This window comes from Agrobacterium larrymoorei (assembly GCF_005145045.1).
GTDB lineage: Bacteria > Pseudomonadota > Alphaproteobacteria > Rhizobiales > Rhizobiaceae > Agrobacterium > Agrobacterium larrymoorei.
Window position 1 is genome coordinate 1,453,758 of the sequence record NZ_CP039691.1, and the last position, 16,022, is coordinate 1,469,779.

The 16,022-nt window shown below is 58.6% G+C and carries 13 protein-coding genes and 1 pseudogene; 12 read left to right on the forward strand and 2 right to left on the reverse strand.

Translation table 11 applies throughout. The annotated features are described in order from the left end of the window. Positions 1-123 precede the first annotated feature (123 nt). The 3 genes and pseudogenes from CFBP5473_RS06860 to CFBP5473_RS25570 all read left to right on the forward strand — a co-directional run bounded on the left by CFBP5473_RS06860 (position 124) and on the right by CFBP5473_RS25570 (position 3,487). Entirely contained in the window at positions 124-462 is a 339-nt protein-coding gene (locus tag CFBP5473_RS06860) for a hypothetical protein (protein ID WP_234881788.1), read from the forward strand. Beyond that, complete coding sequence (gene exoR / locus CFBP5473_RS06865) at positions 456-1,253, forward strand: exopolysaccharide production regulator ExoR (RefSeq protein ID WP_027673406.1); 798 nt, start codon at positions 456-458, stop codon at positions 1,251-1,253. Before CFBP5473_RS06860 ends, exoR begins: the two co-directional genes overlap by 7 nt. Before the next feature lie 240 nt (positions 1,254-1,493). Next, a pseudogene (locus CFBP5473_RS25570) lies at positions 1,494-3,487 on the forward strand (methyl-accepting chemotaxis protein). A 63-nt stretch (positions 3,488-3,550) separates the two neighbouring features. Here the strand turns inward: CFBP5473_RS25570 and xth are convergent. Together xth and erpA are read right to left on the reverse strand one after the other, a co-directional pair. Next, positions 3,551-4,348 (reverse strand): exodeoxyribonuclease III, encoded by a 798-nt coding sequence (gene xth / locus CFBP5473_RS06880; protein ID WP_027673405.1) that lies wholly within the window; start codon positions 4,346-4,348, stop codon positions 3,551-3,553. Positions 4,349-4,468: 120 nt separating this feature from the next. Continuing rightward, entirely contained in the window at positions 4,469-4,798 is a 330-nt protein-coding gene (gene erpA / locus CFBP5473_RS06885; RefSeq protein ID WP_027673404.1) for an iron-sulfur cluster insertion protein ErpA, read from the reverse strand. Positions 4,799-4,974: 176 nt separating this feature from the next. Here erpA and CFBP5473_RS06890 point away from each other — a divergent pair, with 176 nt between their 5' ends. The 9 genes from CFBP5473_RS06890 (at position 4,975) to tatC (ending at position 16,009) form a co-directional block, all read left to right on the forward strand. Next, positions 4,975-6,192 (forward strand): deoxyguanosinetriphosphate triphosphohydrolase, encoded by a 1,218-nt coding sequence (locus tag CFBP5473_RS06890; protein ID WP_027673403.1) that lies wholly within the window; start codon positions 4,975-4,977, stop codon positions 6,190-6,192. Positions 6,193-6,312: 120 nt separating this feature from the next. Then, on the forward strand, positions 6,313-8,070 hold the full coding sequence (gene argS / locus CFBP5473_RS06895) for an arginine--tRNA ligase (protein ID WP_027673402.1): 1,758 nt from the start codon (positions 6,313-6,315) through the stop codon (positions 8,068-8,070). A 67-nt stretch (positions 8,071-8,137) separates the two neighbouring features. Then, positions 8,138-11,200, forward strand: coding sequence for an SPOR domain-containing protein (locus CFBP5473_RS06900; protein WP_027673401.1), 3,063 nt, complete (start codon positions 8,138-8,140; stop codon positions 11,198-11,200). Positions 11,201-11,296: 96 nt separating this feature from the next. Beyond that, on the forward strand, positions 11,297-12,313 hold the full coding sequence (nagZ, locus tag CFBP5473_RS06905; RefSeq protein ID WP_027673400.1) for a beta-N-acetylhexosaminidase: 1,017 nt from the start codon (positions 11,297-11,299) through the stop codon (positions 12,311-12,313). 47 nt (positions 12,314-12,360) lie between these two features. After that, positions 12,361-13,206 carry a segregation and condensation protein A gene (locus CFBP5473_RS06910; protein WP_027673399.1) on the forward strand — a complete coding sequence of 282 codons (846 nt, stop codon included), beginning with the start codon at positions 12,361-12,363 and terminating at the stop codon, positions 13,204-13,206. 28 nt (positions 13,207-13,234) lie between these two features. Beyond that, entirely contained in the window at positions 13,235-13,927 is a 693-nt protein-coding gene (scpB, locus tag CFBP5473_RS06915; protein ID WP_234881801.1) for an SMC-Scp complex subunit ScpB, read from the forward strand. A gap of 159 nt (positions 13,928-14,086) precedes the next feature. After that, a complete protein-coding gene (locus CFBP5473_RS06920; RefSeq protein ID WP_027673397.1) occupies positions 14,087-14,299 on the forward strand; it encodes a twin-arginine translocase TatA/TatE family subunit in 213 nt (70 codons plus the stop codon). Positions 14,300-14,360: 61 nt separating this feature from the next. Next, positions 14,361-15,200 carry a Sec-independent protein translocase protein TatB gene (gene tatB / locus CFBP5473_RS06925; protein WP_027673396.1) on the forward strand — a complete coding sequence of 280 codons (840 nt, stop codon included), beginning with the start codon at positions 14,361-14,363 and terminating at the stop codon, positions 15,198-15,200. Further along, positions 15,197-16,009 (forward strand): twin-arginine translocase subunit TatC, encoded by an 813-nt coding sequence (gene tatC / locus CFBP5473_RS06930; protein ID WP_027673395.1) that lies wholly within the window; start codon positions 15,197-15,199, stop codon positions 16,007-16,009. The genes tatB and tatC overlap by 4 nt, the downstream gene beginning before the upstream one ends. The last annotated feature ends 13 nt before the right edge of the window (positions 16,010-16,022 follow it).

Consider the following 16,022-nt stretch of genomic DNA (forward strand, 5'->3'; position numbering starts at 1 on the left):
ATCGGCAATATTGTGACGATTTGGCAACAATTTTCTGCAACCTTCACGTAGCGTAAGAATGTGGGTGCATTTGTCCATTTCCCGCCACAAAGCATGTGCTTGAATGCTTTTCAGGGCGCGGGAATGGAAGAATATGCAGACTTCGAAAGTGGTTCTGCGGAAGTGGTAGAAGTGAAAACAGGTGCGGATTCAGCGTCTAAGCAAGTAAATGCAGGGTTAAGCTGCAAGTCATTGTTTAGTGGAGTCCTGACGGCAGTAAAACGCCGTGATGTTGCCGGAAACGGTACTTATATCTGTCATCATGAAATTACGGATCTATCGCCGCAAATGATCGCTGGTAGCACAATGAAAGGTGCTGCTGGAAAGACGCAGTGTGTTCGAAAATCGCAGCCCGGTGTGAAGCTTATGCGTGTGTCTGCGCGATACGCCGGGAAGAGTGAGAGAAGTTCGTTGAAATGCTGAAATGTGACATCAACGTTTTGAAACCGCTGTGTCTGGGGCTCATGTTGGCATCGCTTTCAGTGCCGGCATTGGCGTTCGATATCAAGTCCGGTGTCACCAAGGAATCCGGCCCCTTCGACCTGTTCAAGTTCGGCTTCAAGTCCTACAAGGATGGCAAGAAGGAAGACGCCGTAGAGGCCTATCGTTACGCCGCCGAAAAGGGCCATACCGGCTCTCGCTGGGCGCTTGCCAATATGTATGCCTATGGCGATGGCGTCGCCAAGAACGACTTCGAAGCTTTCAAGATTTACAGCGAAATCGCCAGTCAGGGCGTGGAGCCCGGCTCCGAAGATACCGGCTTTTTCGTCAACGCACTGCTCTCGCTGGCTGATTATTACCGCCATGGCATTCCCGGCAGCCCGGTGAAGATGGATCTCAGCCAGGCGCGCCAGCTCTATTTCCAGGTGGCCTCCACCTTCGGTGTGGCTGAGGCGCAGTTCCAGCTTGCGCAGATGATTCTCGCAGGTGAGGGTGGGCGTGCGGATGCACAGCAGGCCAAGAAGTGGCTGAATCAGGCGCGCAAGCATGGTCATGCCGGTGCAATGTCGATTTTCGGCAACCTGCTGTTTCAGGAAGGCCAGACGGTACGCGGTCTGGCGTTCATGACGGCAGCACTCGATAAATGCGCTCCCGCCAACTGCATCTGGATCCAGAATCTTCAGGAACAGGCCTTCTCCGTTGCCGCTGAAGACGATCGCCGCGTTGCGATTTCGCTGGCGCAGAATATTTCTGCAAGTGACGGCGGCGACTGATTTTCAAGATGTAATGACAGCCGGACACTGTGGTCCGAGTAATTTATACCGGCAGTTCTTTTGGAAGAGGACTGCTGGAAAGTAATATTTTATAATCATATTATTTAGTAATAACATTTTAAGTATAAGCTTTCATTCTAAATCGCTTTCGTGTCTCCGGTAATCATCTTCGGCCGAATGAATTGTGCCGACGTAGCGCCACCAAGCATGTCGTTTTCTCGTCAGCTAGGGCCTAGCCAAATGGCACTTCGAATCTCACGCATTAGTACCAAGCTCGCTTTGATGTCTGGAGCGGGCATCCTGCTTGCTGTCGCGACCTCCGTCACGAGCTGGTTTCTTTCTCACGCTGTTGACGGCGCGGTATCTGCCGGGCGGGTCCAGTCTGAAATTGCTCGCAACATGGTGGACATGAAAGCATCCCTCAGGGGCATCGAAATCGGTGTCGGCGAATTGCGACTGGCGACTTCGCCTTCAGAGATAGCGGAGGCCAAGGATTATGTGAACAAGCGGCATGAATCGGCTGTAAAATATCTCGAACTCGGCAGGTCGCAGATGCTGAGCGCTGCAAATCGGGAGCGGGCGCAAAAGCTGTCCGAACTCATCTCGCAGTATCTGGCAGGCGTCGATAAGCTTGCCGCCGGTCGTTCATCGAACGGGGATGTATCGGCGGGCTTGCCTGCCTTAAAGGCGATTAGCGGCGAACTGGCAACGCTTGTCGATGAGATTATAACCGTCACCAAGGAAAGATCGGATACTGCGGATAAAGAACGTCGTGAGCTTCAAACGTTGGCCTCCACGATAACGGTAGTCCTTTCGACGCTGCTGGTTATTCTGATGATTGTGTCCGCCTTTTTTGGCCGCAGGGCAATTGCCACACCAATTTCCCGCATTACCGACTGTATGAAGACGCTCGCCGGTGGCGATCTTTCAACGGCTGTGCCGCATGCGGACCAGAAGGACGAGATTGGCGAGATGGCGCAGGCCGTGCTGGTATTCAAGCAGAACGCGCTCAAGGTGCGCGATCTCAACGCGCAGGAAGCGGCTCTTCAGGAGCAGAATGCGGATTTGCAGAGCAACATAGCCCATGTCGTTTCTTCGGCAGCGGCGGGCGATTTCTCCGCGCGTATCAGCAAGCAGTATGACAATCCCGATCTCAACCGCTTTGCGCTGGCGTCAACGAACTCGTCATTTCGGTGGATCGCGGTATTGCCGAAACGAACAGGGTGGTTGCCGCACTGGCCGAGGGTGATCTGACCGAGTCCATGCATGGCGAATTCCGTGGCGTGTTCCTTGATTTGCAGAAGAACATGAATGCGACGATGGAAAGCCTGCGCGCTGTGATGAAGGAAGTTCGTGCCGCGGTGGACATGATCAAGAGCGGAGCGGGAGAATTGCGCATCGCCTCTGACGATCTTTCCAAGCGCACGGAACAGCAGGCTGCTTCACTGGAAGAGACTGCGGCGGCACTCGAAGAAATCACCTCCGCCGTCAAAAGCTCCACCGATCGTTCCGCCGAGGCTTCGGCCATGGTGGGGCAGGCCAGAACCAGCACGGAGCAATCCAGCCAAGTGGTGAAGAATGCGATTGCGGCCATGGGGCGCATCGAACAGGCATCGGACGAAATCGGCAACATCATCAACGTCATCGATGAAATTGCATTTCAGACCAATCTTCTGGCGCTGAATGCTGGTGTGGAGGCCGCGCGTGCGGGCGAGGCCGGCAAGGGCTTCGCGGTGGTAGCACAGGAAGTGCGGGAGCTGGCGCAACGCTCCGCCACCGCAGCGAAGGACATCAAGACTTTGATCGTCCGTTCACGCACGGAGGTCAGTTCCGGCGTGTCTCTGGTTACGGAAACGGGTGATGCGCTGGAGACGATCAGAGGCCATGTCGGAAAGATCAACGATCACGTCCATTCGATTGCGACCGCCTCGCGCGAACAGTCGACCGGCCTGAGTGAGGTCAACGGCGCTGTGAACCAGATGGACCAGACCACCCAGCAAAATGCGGCGATGGTGGAACAATCCACCGCGGCAACCAGCAAGCTGGCAGATGAGGCCGTCAACCTCGGCAATCTGGTTGCCCGGTTCAAGACTGGGGCGGCAGATGTGGTTGCCGTGAAAGCGAGAGGTCCGAACCGACCGGCGCCCGCCGCTCATCCACGGCCAGTGGCTGCCGGTGGCGGCTATCATGGCAATGCGGCTGTCGCGCTGAAGAAGGAGTGGGAGGAGTTCTGACGAACTTCACCGTGAGCGTTGGGTAAGGCGGGTCGCACGACCCGCCTTATCATCCGTTCTATCTCAGGCAACTGCCTGAAAATCGAAATAGCCGCAGACCGGCACATGGTCGGAAGGCTTTTCCCAGGCGCGGACGTGTTTCTCTATGGAAACCGAGTGCAGCTTGTCTGCGGCCTGCGAGGACAGCATCAGGTGGTCGATGCGGATGCCGTTGTTTTTCTGCCAGGCACCGGCCTGATAATCCCAGAATGTGTAGAGACCGGCAGCATCCGTCGTCGCGCGGGCGGCATCGGTAAGGCCGAGATTTTCCAGCCTGCGGAAGGCGGCGCGGGTCTGGGGCAGGAAGAGGGCATCTCCGGCCCAGACGCGCGGATCGTAGCAATCGAAGGGCTCGGGAATGACGTTGTAGTCACCGGCAAGAATGAGAGGTTCCTCCAGCAACAGGCGATCCTGCGCGAAACGGCTGAGCCGCTCCATCCATGCCAGCTTGTAGGGATATTTCACCGGATCGTCCGGCGGGTTGCCGTTTGGCAGATACAGCGAGCAGACGCGGATGACGCCTCCTGCGACGGAAAAGACGCCTTCTATGAAGCGGGCCTGCTCATCGCTCTCATCCCCCGGCAGGCCGCGATTGACCTCGTCGGGACGGATTTTTGAGAGCAGGGCCACGCCGTTGAAGCCCTTCTGGCCGTGTGTTTCCACATGATAGCCGAGCGCCTCGATTTCCAGCCGCGGGAAATTCTCGTCAACGGATTTGATTTCCTGAAGGCAGGCAATATCGGGATCGGAATCCTTCAGCCACTCGCAGAGATTCTCGATGCGCGCCTTGACGCCGTTGATGTTCCAGGTGGCAATCTTCATCGCAGGTTCCTTCTATCGAGGTACCTTTTACCCGATGCGAGGAGGAAAGCTACAGATTTCGGGCTTGCCAGACGTCTCTCTCATTCCTGTGACAAGCACAGGAATGATGGGCGGTGGGGATTAGATCGAGAAACTCGTTCCGCAGCCGCAGCTTGCCACGGCGTTGGGGTTCTTAATCTGGAAGGACTGGCCGAGCAGGTTATCGACGAAGTCGATTTCGGAACCTGCCATATAGACCAGCGACATGCTGTCAATCAGCACCTTCGCTTCGCCGCGCGAGATGACGGTGTCGTCATCGGTTGCGGCGCCGTCCAGATCGAACTTGTAGGAAAAGCCGGAACAGCCGCCGCCTTCGACGGACACGCGCAAAGCCTGTTTGCCTGCGTCGGATGCCACGATCTGGGCGATTCGTTTTGCGGCGGATTCTGAGAGTGTGATGTCTGTGGTCATGTCGTTTCTCCAACCGGGGTCAAGAACCGGAGAGCAAAGCTCTGTGCAAGACCGATTATAAACCAGTCAAATTAGGCGTCTATAGCATTACCTCGAGCCAAACAGCTTTGCGGCAACCTTCGCGATAGGTATGAAGGGTAAGTGAAAAGGTCAATGGCCATATGGCAGGACAAGTAATGATTATCGATCAGCGTGCATTGGGTTTTGGCAGCGGAGAAAGAGCGGTGTACGCCGCCGATCCATGGACGACGCGCGGGCGTCTGTTTCCTGAAGCGTCCAGCCTTACGCGATCCGATTTTCAGCGTGATCGCGACCGCATCGTCCACACCACCGCCTTTCGCCGTCTGAAGCACAAGACGCAGGTCTTCATCAGCCCGGATGGCGACCATTACCGCACCCGGCTGACCCATACAGTCGAAGTGGCGCAGATTGCGCGGGCGCTGGCGCGTGCCCTGAAGCTGGATGAGGATCTGGCGGAAGGCGTGGCGCTGGTTCACGATTTCGGCCACACTCCATTCGGCCATACGGGAGAGGACGCGCTGGACGCTGTTCTGAAGCCCTATGGCGGGTTCGATCACAATGCCCAGTCTCTGCGCATCGTCACCAAGCTGGAGCGTCGTTACGCGGAATATGACGGTATCAACCTGACATGGGAAACGCTGGAAGGGCTGGTGAAGCATAACGGGCCGCTGCTGGACAAGGCCGGGCAGGGCACGCACGGCCCGGTGCCGCTGCCGATCACGGATTATTGTCAGCTTCAGGACCTTGAAATCGACACCTTCGCAAGCCTCGAGGCGCAGGTGGCGGCGATTGCGGACGACATTGCCTATAATACGCATGACATCGATGACGGTCTGCGCGCGGGCTATCTGACCTTCGAGATGCTGGAGGAGGTGCCTTTTCTTTCTGGGCTGATGGCGGAAGTGCGGGCAAAATATCCCAATCTCGATGACGACCGTTTCGCCCATGAGATCATGCGCCGCCAGATTACACGCATGGTGGAAGACGTTATCGGCGTTGCGCAGCACAATCTCGATCTGCTCAAACCTAAGAGCGCAGCGGATGTTCGTGCCGCAGACCGGACGGTCGCTACTTTCTCGCCGGAGATGGCTGAAACCGACAAGCAGATCAAGAAGCTGCTGTTCGGCCACATTTATCGCCACCCGGAAATCATGCGCATTCGCGCAGGTGCCACGCAGATCGTGACCGACCTTTTCCACCGTTACATGGAAACGCCAGCGGAGATGCAGAGCCACTACTGGGTGGACAGCATTCCGGGCATGAGCGAAGCGGCAAGAGCGCGCCATGTGGGCGATTATCTTGCGGGAATGACAGATAGTTATGCACTGAAGGCGCACCAGCGGCTGTTTGACCATACACCGGATTTGAGATAGGCAGCGGGCAACCGCGGAGCCCAAAGCATGTCTCCCGAAAGTGGTCGCCGGTTTCGGAACAAGGACATGCACGGACAAAGCCCGGATATGAACCAAAGCCCTTCGCGCAGGTAGATGATGATGAACCTTTTTGCCGATTTCGACGCACGAATCAAAAACGCTCTCGAGACCATCGATCTCGTGAAAGCCAATCGCGATGCCGTCGATTTTGGCCGAATTACCGTGGAATCTCCCCGCGACCCGAGCCATGGCGACGTTGCCACCAATGCTGCAATGGTGCTGGCAAAGCCACTTGGCACCAATCCACGCGCGCTGGCGGAACTCATCGTTCCAGCGCTTGAGCAGGATGCGGATGTGGATAGCGTCAATGTTGCCGGTCCCGGCTTCATCAATATCCGCGTCTCCGTCGGTTACTGGCAGCGCCTGCTGGCTGGCATGATCAGCGAGGGCACGGATTTCGGCCGCTCCAAAATGGGCGATGGCAAGAAGATCAACGTCGAATATGTCTCGGCAAACCCGACGGGCCCCATGCATGTCGGTCACTGCCGCGGCGCGGTCGTTGGCGATACGCTGGCAAACCTTCTGGGCTTTGCCGGCTATGACGTGACCAAGGAATATTACATCAATGACGCCGGTTCGCAGATCGATGTCCTGGCGAAGTCCGTCTTCCTGCGCTACCGCGAAGCCTTGGGCGAAGACGTCGGCACCATTCCGCCGGGTCTCTATCCGGGCGATTATCTGGTACCTGTCGGCCAGGCGCTGGCAGATGAGTTCGGCATCAAGCTGCGCGCCATGCCGGAAGAGCAGTGGCTGCCGATCATCAAGGATAAGGCCATCGACGCGATGATGGCGATGATCCGTCAGGATCTCGAAGCGCTGAACGTCAAGCACGACGTGTTCTATTCCGAGCGCACGCTGCATGCGGGCAATGCGGGTCCAATCCTATCGGCTATCAACGACCTGACCTTCAAGGGCCACGTCTATAAGGGCACGCTGCCGCCGCCGAAGGGTGAGGTTTCCGAGGATTGGGAAGACCGCGAGCAGACGCTATTCCGCTCCACCGAGGTAGGCGACGACATGGACCGTCCGCTGATGAAATCGGACGGCACCTATACTTACTTTGCTGCGGACGTTGCCTACTTCAAGGACAAGTATGATCGCGGCTTTGGCGAGATGATCTACGTTCTGGGTGCCGACCACGGCGGCTATGTGAAGCGGCTTGAGGCGGTTGCACGCGCCGTTTCCGAGGGTAAGTCTAAACTCACGGTTTTGCTGTGCCAGCTGGTCAAGCTGTTCCGGGATGGTGAGCCGGTCAAGATGTCCAAGCGCTCCGGTGACTTTGTCACATTGCGGGACGTCGTGGACGAAGTCGGGCGCGATCCGGTGCGATTCATGATGCTGTATCGGAAGAATTCCGAGCCGCTGGACTTCGATTTTGCAAAAGTAACGGAGCAATCGAAAGACAATCCGGTATTTTATGTGCAATATGCGCATGCACGCTGCAAATCAGTATTCCGGCAGGCAAAAGAGGCGTTTCCGGGCTTGGAAACTCCCGTTTTCGACCTCGCTTCGAAGTCTGCTTTGATCAGTGATGTCAATGAGTTGCAGTTGATTGCTAAACTGGCGGAATATCCGCGTCTGATCGAGTCTGCGGCACAGAATCACGAGCCGCATCGCTTGGCATTTTATCTTTATGATTTGGCCAGTTCCTTCCACGGACACTGGAACAAAGGTAAAGATCAGCCGGAATTACGTTTTGTTAACGATAAAAACCGAGAATTGAGCGTTGCCAGACTAGGGCTGGTGAGTGCTGTCGCAAATGTACTCAAGTCGGGACTGACGCTTTTGGGAGCGGATGCGCCTGACGAGATGCGATGACATACTCACCATTATTTGCTCACAATACGCTGGCAAGAGCTGTGATGCGTAGATGGTGGAACACGTAATGGTCGAAAAAAATGTCGCGTATAACCGGGATAACCGGGGAGAAGAATTCGCCGACAACGATCCTTTGGCGCAATTGGCACGTCTCGTTGCCGAAGAGGATCGTCCTTCCCACGTCGCACCTCCCGCTGCGCAGCAAGCTGCTTCGCCGGGAATGCGCCGGGAACCCGAATTCAATCTGGAAGATGAGCTTCTTCGCGAATTCGCGATCTACGATTCGCCTCGTCATGAGCCGATCCAGCTGGATGCGGCCAATGACGTGCGCTCGCCGGTGCCCGCAAACGAGTTCATGCAGCGTGTCGAATCGGTCTTTTCGCGCCGCGAGCCGGAGCTTGAGCCAGTTGCCCAACAGCATAATGCCCCTGTAGAGCGGGAAGAGTACCTGATCCCGGAGCATGCTGCCCCAGTCGAATATTCCGATCTGCGCGATGATTTCAGCGATGACCCGGATTCCGTTGCCGCCGTTTTCGATGTGAACCATCGCAATGCCGTGCCGGACGTTCATGAGCCAGCGCATCACGTTGCGCCGGAGCCGGTCGAGCCAGCACCTGTTGCCGCAGAACCGATTGCGCCGCAGGCTGTTCACCATGCTTACGAGGAGCCTGCTGCTCCCCAGTATCAAGAACCTCAGTATCACGACCTTCAATATCAGGATTACGTCGAGCCAGCCCCGGTTGCCCATGTGCAGCAGCCCGATTGGGAGCGCATGGCGGAGACCTCCGGTGAGGCGGCTATCGATCTTGCCAGCGAACTGGAACTGTCCGTTGCGGAAGAAGCGCCGGTGGCCGCCCAGCCGCAGCCGCCATCCATCCGCCGGTCTTCGCTGGAATTCTCCAGCCTTCGACTGCCTCTCGCCAATTTCGGCACCACGCGTGCAACGCCTGTGGCGCCAAAGCCGGTTCAGGCGGAAGCGGTTGCCGCACCAGTCGTGGCCGCGCCTGTTCAGCCGGTTGAAGCGTCGGTCGATCATGTCGAGCCTGTGCTGCCTGCCGGTCAGAAAATGTCCGTCATGGATGAGCTTATCTATGACGTGGCACGTTACGAGATCAGCAACAAGAATGTGAGCGCTGCGGCACCTGTCGCGCATATGGAACCTGTGGCGACTGCCGCTCCGGTTCTGCCGGTTGTCGAGCCCGTGGCCAAGGCGGCTCCGGCACCGATGCCAGCACCGGTTCGTGCAGAGCCTGCGTTCGAAGCGCCCGCCGCCAAGGTCGAGCCTGCCGTCGATGATTTCGACGCCTTCAAGGATGAGGATTTCGAGCTGGCGCTGGACGATATCGACTTCGATATCGATCTTTCCGAAATCGCCAATATCGATGTTGCGCCGGCCCCGGTTGCCGCTAAGCCTGCCCCGGTTGCGCAAGCCCCCATCGTTGCTCAGGCACCGGTTCAGCCACGCCCGGTCGTAACGCCGACTGTTGCGAACCCGATGCCCGTTGCTGCGGCACCAATTGCGCCGCGTCCTCAGCCGCCAGTGCAGCCGGTTCCCCAGCCCGTTGCCGAGCGTCCCCGTCAGGAAGAGCGCCGTCCAGCGGCTCCTGTTCCTGCCGCGCCGGTCGCCTCGCTGGAAAGCCTGCCCTTCGATCCGTCGCAGATCGGTGAGACCGAAGATGCGCCTGAAGCCATCACCGAGATGGATGTGCCTGAACTGCCGGTCGGCGTATTCGAGCCGAAGCCAGTGCCGCGTCGCCACGAGGAAGATCTCGATATCGACACCGAACTTGCGACCCTGTTTTCGCCTGCCATGTCCGGCGGTCTGGATCGCAATAAGAATGCGGAAGCCCGTGCAGCCGCTGCCCGCCAGCCGCAGCCGACGCAGGATGAAGTCGATGAATTCGAGCGCGCGCTCGAGCAGGACTTCCGTCGCAGCATGCAGGAAGCGGCTGAAAACCGCACCAGCACGCAGACCCGCATCGCGCCAACCGATATCGAACAGGTTCGTTATTCGGATGAAGAGCGCGGCAACGGTGCGCGCCGCTGGTTCGTGCCGATGGCTGCTGCCGTCGGTCTCGTTCTCATCGGTGGCGGTACTTACGCGCTGATGTTCGGTGGCTCTTCGGGCGCCGGTTCCAACGGTGCGCCGGTCATCATCTCCGCCGATAACGAGCCTACGAAGGTCGTTCCGGAAAATCCGGGTGGACGCGTGGTTCCGAACCAGGACAAGGCGGTCTACGACCGTGTTGCAGGCGGCGCTCCTTCCGATCCGAAGCAGCCTTCGCTGATTTCCACCAATGAAGAGCCTGTCGATGTCGTCCAGCGCACGCTCATTCCAGAGCAGTTGCCGATGGAAGACGAGGGCGATCAGATGCAGGGTGCTGCGTCCACCCCTGTTGGCGAGACGGAAGACCCACGCCTGCTTTCGCGCAATGGCGAGACGCAGACGGCGGAAAACAACAGCAACAATTCCGGTTCGAATGTTTCGCCCCGCAAGGTGCGCACCATGATCGTGAAGCCGGATGGTACGCTGGTTGCGCAGGAAGTTCCGGCTCCTGCCGCACAACAGGCTCCACATCAGGACAAGGTCGAGGAACTGGCAGCACCCGCAGCGGGTCGTCCTGCTGAGGCCGCGCCTGCCGTGATCTCCGCGTCCCGTGTTCCGGTCGCGCCTGCCCAGCAGACGCCCCCGCCAGCCGCCCATGCAGCGCCTGCGCAGGCCCAGAACCAGACTGCTGCTCCGCTTCCGGCTGCCCGCCCATCGGCCCAGCCTGCCAATGTGGTTGCGACCGTTACCAATCAGGGCAATGTCCGTCCGGCGCCGCCATCTCAGCCAGCACAGGAAACGGCTGCTGCTCCGACAGCGACGACCAACGCGTCTTCCGCCGGTGGTTACTACATCCAGATCGCATCTCTGCCGAGCCAGGCGGATGCCCAGCGTTCCTACCAGAACATGTCCAACAAGTTCGCCTCCGTCATCGGCGGTCGTGGCGTGGACATCAAGGCTGCGGAAATTGCTGGCAAGGGCACATTCTACCGCGTTCGCATCCCGGCTGGCGACAAGAACGAAGCCGCAGCACTCTGCGAACGCTTCCGCTCCGCTGGCGGCAGCTGCCTCATCGCCCGCTGATTGCGATGTGTGATTTTAAAAGCCGGGATGGTTTTGCCGTCCCGGCTTTTTTTATGAGGGGTACTCCCCTCGAAGTATTTCCACAGGACCCACAACATGACCGAATCGAAAGCTATGATCCTTGGCTGTAGCGGCCTGACACTGACCGGGGACGAGATTGCACTGTACAAAGCCGAGCGTCCCTGGGGCTTCATCCTGTTCGGGCGCAACATCGGTGATGCGCAGCAGATTACGGATCTGGTCGCTGCCATGCGGGACGTGGTGGGGCGGCCTGATGCGCCGGTGCTGATCGATCAGGAGGGTGGGCGCGTTCAGCGTATTCGCCCGCCGCTGCTTCAATCCTACCCCAATGCGCAGGCGCTTGGGGAAATCTATCTGAGGGACCGGGAGCAGGGGCTGCGGGCTGCGTGGTTGATGTCGCGCCTTCACGCCTTCGACCTGATGAAATTCGGTATCAATGTCGATTGCCTGCCTGTGCTCGATGTGCCGGTGGAAGGCGCGAGCAATGTAATCGGCAACCGGGCCTATGGTTTCGATCCAGAGCTGGTTTCCGAAATGGGGCAGGCGGCGGCGGATGGCCTGAAGGCTGGCGGCATGCTGCCGGTGATGAAGCATATGCCGGGCCATGGCCGAGGCATGGTGGATTCGCATCATGAACTGCCGGTGGTGGATGTGCCGCTGGATGAACTCGATGCGCATGATTTCGTGCCCTTCCGCGCCCTGAACAAAGAGCTGATGGCGATGAGCGCGCATCTCGTGTTCAACGCGGTCGATCCCCAACGGCCAGCGACGACTTCCACGAAGGTCATCGATGAGATCATTCGCGGGCGCATCGGTTTCGACGGGCTTTTGATGTCGGACGATAGCTCCATGAATGCGCTGAAGGGCACGCTTGGTGAACGCGCGGCCAATATTGTTGCTGGTGGTTGCGATATAGTCTTGCATTGCAATGGCGTGATGAGTGAAATGCTGGAGGTCGTGAAGGAAGTTCCTGTTCTTTCCGGCAGGTCTCTGGAGCGTGCGAAGGCAGTCGAGGCAGGTTTTCCATCTGCCGATGGTGCCGATGAGGTGGCTCTGAGAGAAGAATTCAACGCCATGCTGGCGGTTGCCTGACGCGCAGCCGGGCAGGGCTTTTTAGAGCAGCCCCGGCGGACGAGGATATGGCAGCAGATAAATCGCGCGGCAGCGCGCCGATGGACAAACTCTGGCAGGATGTGACGCCGGAGCGGGCCACCGGAGAGGCGGCATTGATGATCGACGTGGCGGGCTTCGAAGGCCCGCTCGATCTTTTGCTGCATCTGGCCCGCGTCCAGAAGGTCGATCTTTCCCGCATTTCAGTGCTGGCGCTGGCCGAGCAATATTTGCAATTCGTGGAAAGCGCGCGCCGTGTGCGCATAGAGCTCGCTGCCGATTATCTGGTGATGGCGGCCTGGCTTGCCTTTCTCAAATCCAAGCTCCTCATTCCGCAGCAAAGCAAGGATGAGGGGCCGAGCGGCGAGGAAATGGCCGCAACGCTGGCCTTCCGGCTAAAGCGGCTGGAAGCGATGCGCGATGCTGCCGAGAAGCTGATGGGCCGCAACCAGCTTGGGCGCGATGTCTTCGCCCGCGGTGCGCCGGAGCATATTCCCCACCGCAGCCGCTCCGCTTTCGATGCCAGCCTTTATGATCTCCTGAGCGCCTACGCGACCCTTCGCCAAAGACAGGCGATTACCCAGGTCACGATCGAGAAACGGCAGGTCTGGTCGCTTGTCGAGGCGCGCGAGTTGCTGAGTTCGATGCTGGGCGATATTGGTGAGTGGACCGAACTCGACAGCTATCTGCTGCAATATGTGCCGGAGCCTTCCATGCGCGCCACGGCCATTGCCAGCGCCTTTGCCGCCTCGCTGGAGTTGGTGCGCGAAGGCTCGCTGGAAATCCGCCAGGACGGCGCGTTTCAACCCATTTTCATGCGGAAGGGTGCGGGCAGGGTGCCCCGCGCTTCCGAAAGGACCGATGATGCCGAGTGATGCGGATATGGAAAGCGAAGTCGCCGGAATGACTGAGCAGGAGGGTGAGGGCACGGTTGCGCAGCGCCTTGCGAAAGAGGCCGAACGCATTGCTGAGGCTCTGGTCTTTGCCTCTGCGCAGCCGGTTTCCGAGGCCTTTATCGCCGAGCGTATCCCGAAGGGCATCGACGTTGCGGCGCTGATGTGGAAGCTGAAGCTTGCCTACAACACGCGTGGCGTCAATCTCGTGCAAGTGGGCGGGAACTGGGCGTTCCGCACAGCGGGCGATCTTTCTTTCGTCATCCATACTGAGGAGAAGGAGCCGAGAAAGCTTTCGCGCGCGGCTCTGGAAGTGCTTGCTATCATCGCCTACCACCAGCCAGTCACGCGTGCCGAAATCGAGGATATTCGCGGCGTGCAGACCTCGCGCGGCACGCTGGATGTGCTGATGGAAGCAGGCTGGGTGCGCTTTCGCGGACGCCGCCGGACGCCGGGGCGGCCCGTCACGCTTGGAACGACGGTGGAGTTTCTCGACCATTTCGGCCTTGAGGAGCTTCGTGATCTGCCGGGTCTCGATGAATTGAAGGGGGCCGGTTTGCTCTCTGGGCGCATTCCGCCCAATTTCGGTATCCCTATCCCTTCCATGAGCGATGACCTGACCGAGGATGAAGACCCGATCACCCAGCTCGATCTTGAAGAACTGGGACTTCTCGCGCCAAGTGGTGGCGATGCAGATGATTGATTTTATTATGACGGCGGGATGATCACGCAGTTGTGTGGCAATACAGTTGCGACAGGACGCCTGTCCTTCGCTTCCTTTGTTGAATAGCCATTTTGTTGTTTGAAAAAGCCCGGCAAACGTCTTACATCGATTCAAAGCAAAATTCAGGGAGTTTGCGTTATGGGTTCTTTTAGTGTGTGGCACTGGCTGATCGTTCTGGTGATCGTGCTCGTCCTCTTCGGTCGCGGCAAGATTCCGGAATTGATGGGCGACGTTGCGAAGGGCATCAAGAGCTTCAAGAAGGGCATGGCCGACGAAGACAACACGCCGCCTCCGGCAGACACCACCGTCAATGCAAAGACGGTCGACCATAAGGCTGACGAGATCAAGTAATTGATTTCGCCTCGCGGCTTGAGGATCAGGGCGCGTTTTTGCGCGTGTCGGGAGCTTTGTGATGTTTGATATCGGCTGGAGCGAGTTGCTGGTGATCGCGATCGTGTTGATCGTGGTCGTTGGCCCGAAGGACTTGCCGCCAATGATCCGTGCCTTCGGTAAGACGATGGCCGGTTTCCGCAAGATGGCCGGGGATTTCCGCGCTCAGTTCGATGAAGCCTTGAAAGAGGCTGACATGGACGATGTGCGCCAGACGATTTCGGACGTGCGCAATCTCAACCCCACCAATTCGCTGCGCGATGCGATGAATCCATTGCGCCAGCTTGGCAACGACATCCGCACAGATTTGCAAAAGGCGGCAACCCTGCCTTCAGGCCCGGCCACCAGCGTCCCGGTTGATGCACCTGCCGTCAGCCTTTCCGATCCGGAAATGAAGCTGCCGGATACGCCACCCCCCGGCGTTTCTCCCGCACCCGCCACCTCCGCGCCAGCGTCAGCATCTGCTGTCGTTGCTGAGGCTGCGCCTGCGGAAAAGCCGAAGCGTGCCCCTAAAGTCGCCAAGACCGCGCAGGAAGTGGAAGCCGAAACGGTTGCCGCCAAGCCTAAGCGCGCGCCTCGCACCATTGCTGCAAAGCCGGATGCAAAGACGCCGAAGCCGACATCGATTGCGGAGATGGCGGCGGAGCCTGCGATAACGCCAGCGCTGACTGAAGTGGCGGCCAGGGCGGCACGCTCGCGGACTGTGAAGGCTGCCGGTTCCGAAAAGGTGGCCGTAACGGCCAGCGCTCCGGTAAAAAAGACCCCGGCAAAGAAGGCCGTGAATGTCGCGACCGAGGTCGCTTCCGCGCCCGCGCCGGTGAAAAAAGCAAAGACGGCCAAGGCCAAGAAGGATGACGCATGAGTGGGGAAACCGAGGATAAGCCGCAGCCGCTTATCGAACACCTCATGGAGCTGCGCACACGGCTGATCTGGTCGCTCGGTGCGTTTTTTGTGGCCTTTCTGGGTTGCTTTGCCGTCGCAAAGCATCTCTTCAATCTGCTGGTCATTCCCTATAAGTGGGCCGTGATGTGGGCCGGGCTCGATGTTGCGAAGTCCTCGCTCATCTACACCGCGCCGCAGGAATTCTTCTTCACGCAGATCAAGGTCGCGATGTTCGGCGCCATGGTCATCTCCTTTCCAGTGGTGGCGTCGCAGCTTTACAAGTTCGTGGCGCCCGGCCTCTACAAGAACGAGCGTGCGGCGTTTCTGCCGTTTCTGATCGCGTCTCCGCTGCTGTTTCTGCTTGGCGGGGCGCTGGTCTATTTCTTCTTCACGCCCATGGTCATGTGGTTCTTTCTGGCTATGCAGCAGCTGCCCGAGGATGGAGAAGTTGCGATTTCGCTGATGCCGAAAGTGTCGGAATATCTCAGCCTCATCATGACGCTGGTTCTTTCCTTCGGTCTAGTGTTTCAGCTGCCGGTCGTCACCACGCTTCTGGCGCGCGTCGGTCTGCTGACCAGCGACTGGCTGCGCGAGAAGCGGAAATTTGCGATCGTTGCTGCCTTCATCGTGGCCGCCGTTCTCACGCCGCCCGATCCCATGTCCCAGATCGGTCTTGCCTTGCCGGCGATCCTTCTCTACGAGGTTTCGATATATATGGCTCGACTCGTGGAGAAGAAGCGCGCTGCCGAAAACGCAGGCCGGGAGCTTGATGGTCCCGAAGAGGTCTGACGGTTTCCGCCAG

What these genes read in the sequence shown, in the direction of transcription:
- CFBP5473_RS06860 (WP_234881788.1), top strand. Translation starts at nt 124, where the DNA reads ATGGAAGAATATGCAGACTTCGAAAGTGGTTCTGCGGAAGTGGTAGAA.
- exoR (WP_027673406.1), top strand. Translation starts at nt 456, where the DNA reads ATGCTGAAATGTGACATCAACGTTTTGAAACCGCTGTGTCTGGGGCTC.
- xth (WP_027673405.1), bottom strand. Translation starts at nt 4,348, where the DNA reads ATGAAGATTGCCACCTGGAACATCAACGGCGTCAAGGCGCGCATCGAG.
- erpA (WP_027673404.1), bottom strand. Translation starts at nt 4,798, where the DNA reads ATGACCACAGACATCACACTCTCAGAATCCGCCGCAAAACGAATCGCC.
- CFBP5473_RS06890 (WP_027673403.1), top strand. Translation starts at nt 4,975, where the DNA reads ATGATTATCGATCAGCGTGCATTGGGTTTTGGCAGCGGAGAAAGAGCG.
- argS (WP_027673402.1), top strand. Translation starts at nt 6,313, where the DNA reads ATGAACCTTTTTGCCGATTTCGACGCACGAATCAAAAACGCTCTCGAG.
- CFBP5473_RS06900 (WP_027673401.1), top strand. Translation starts at nt 8,138, where the DNA reads ATGGTCGAAAAAAATGTCGCGTATAACCGGGATAACCGGGGAGAAGAA.
- nagZ (WP_027673400.1), top strand. Translation starts at nt 11,297, where the DNA reads ATGACCGAATCGAAAGCTATGATCCTTGGCTGTAGCGGCCTGACACTG.
- CFBP5473_RS06910 (WP_027673399.1), top strand. Translation starts at nt 12,361, where the DNA reads ATGGCAGCAGATAAATCGCGCGGCAGCGCGCCGATGGACAAACTCTGG.
- scpB (WP_234881801.1), top strand. Translation starts at nt 13,235, where the DNA reads ATGACTGAGCAGGAGGGTGAGGGCACGGTTGCGCAGCGCCTTGCGAAA.
- CFBP5473_RS06920 (WP_027673397.1), top strand. Translation starts at nt 14,087, where the DNA reads ATGGGTTCTTTTAGTGTGTGGCACTGGCTGATCGTTCTGGTGATCGTG.
- tatB (WP_027673396.1), top strand. Translation starts at nt 14,361, where the DNA reads ATGTTTGATATCGGCTGGAGCGAGTTGCTGGTGATCGCGATCGTGTTG.
- tatC (WP_027673395.1), top strand. Translation starts at nt 15,197, where the DNA reads ATGAGTGGGGAAACCGAGGATAAGCCGCAGCCGCTTATCGAACACCTC.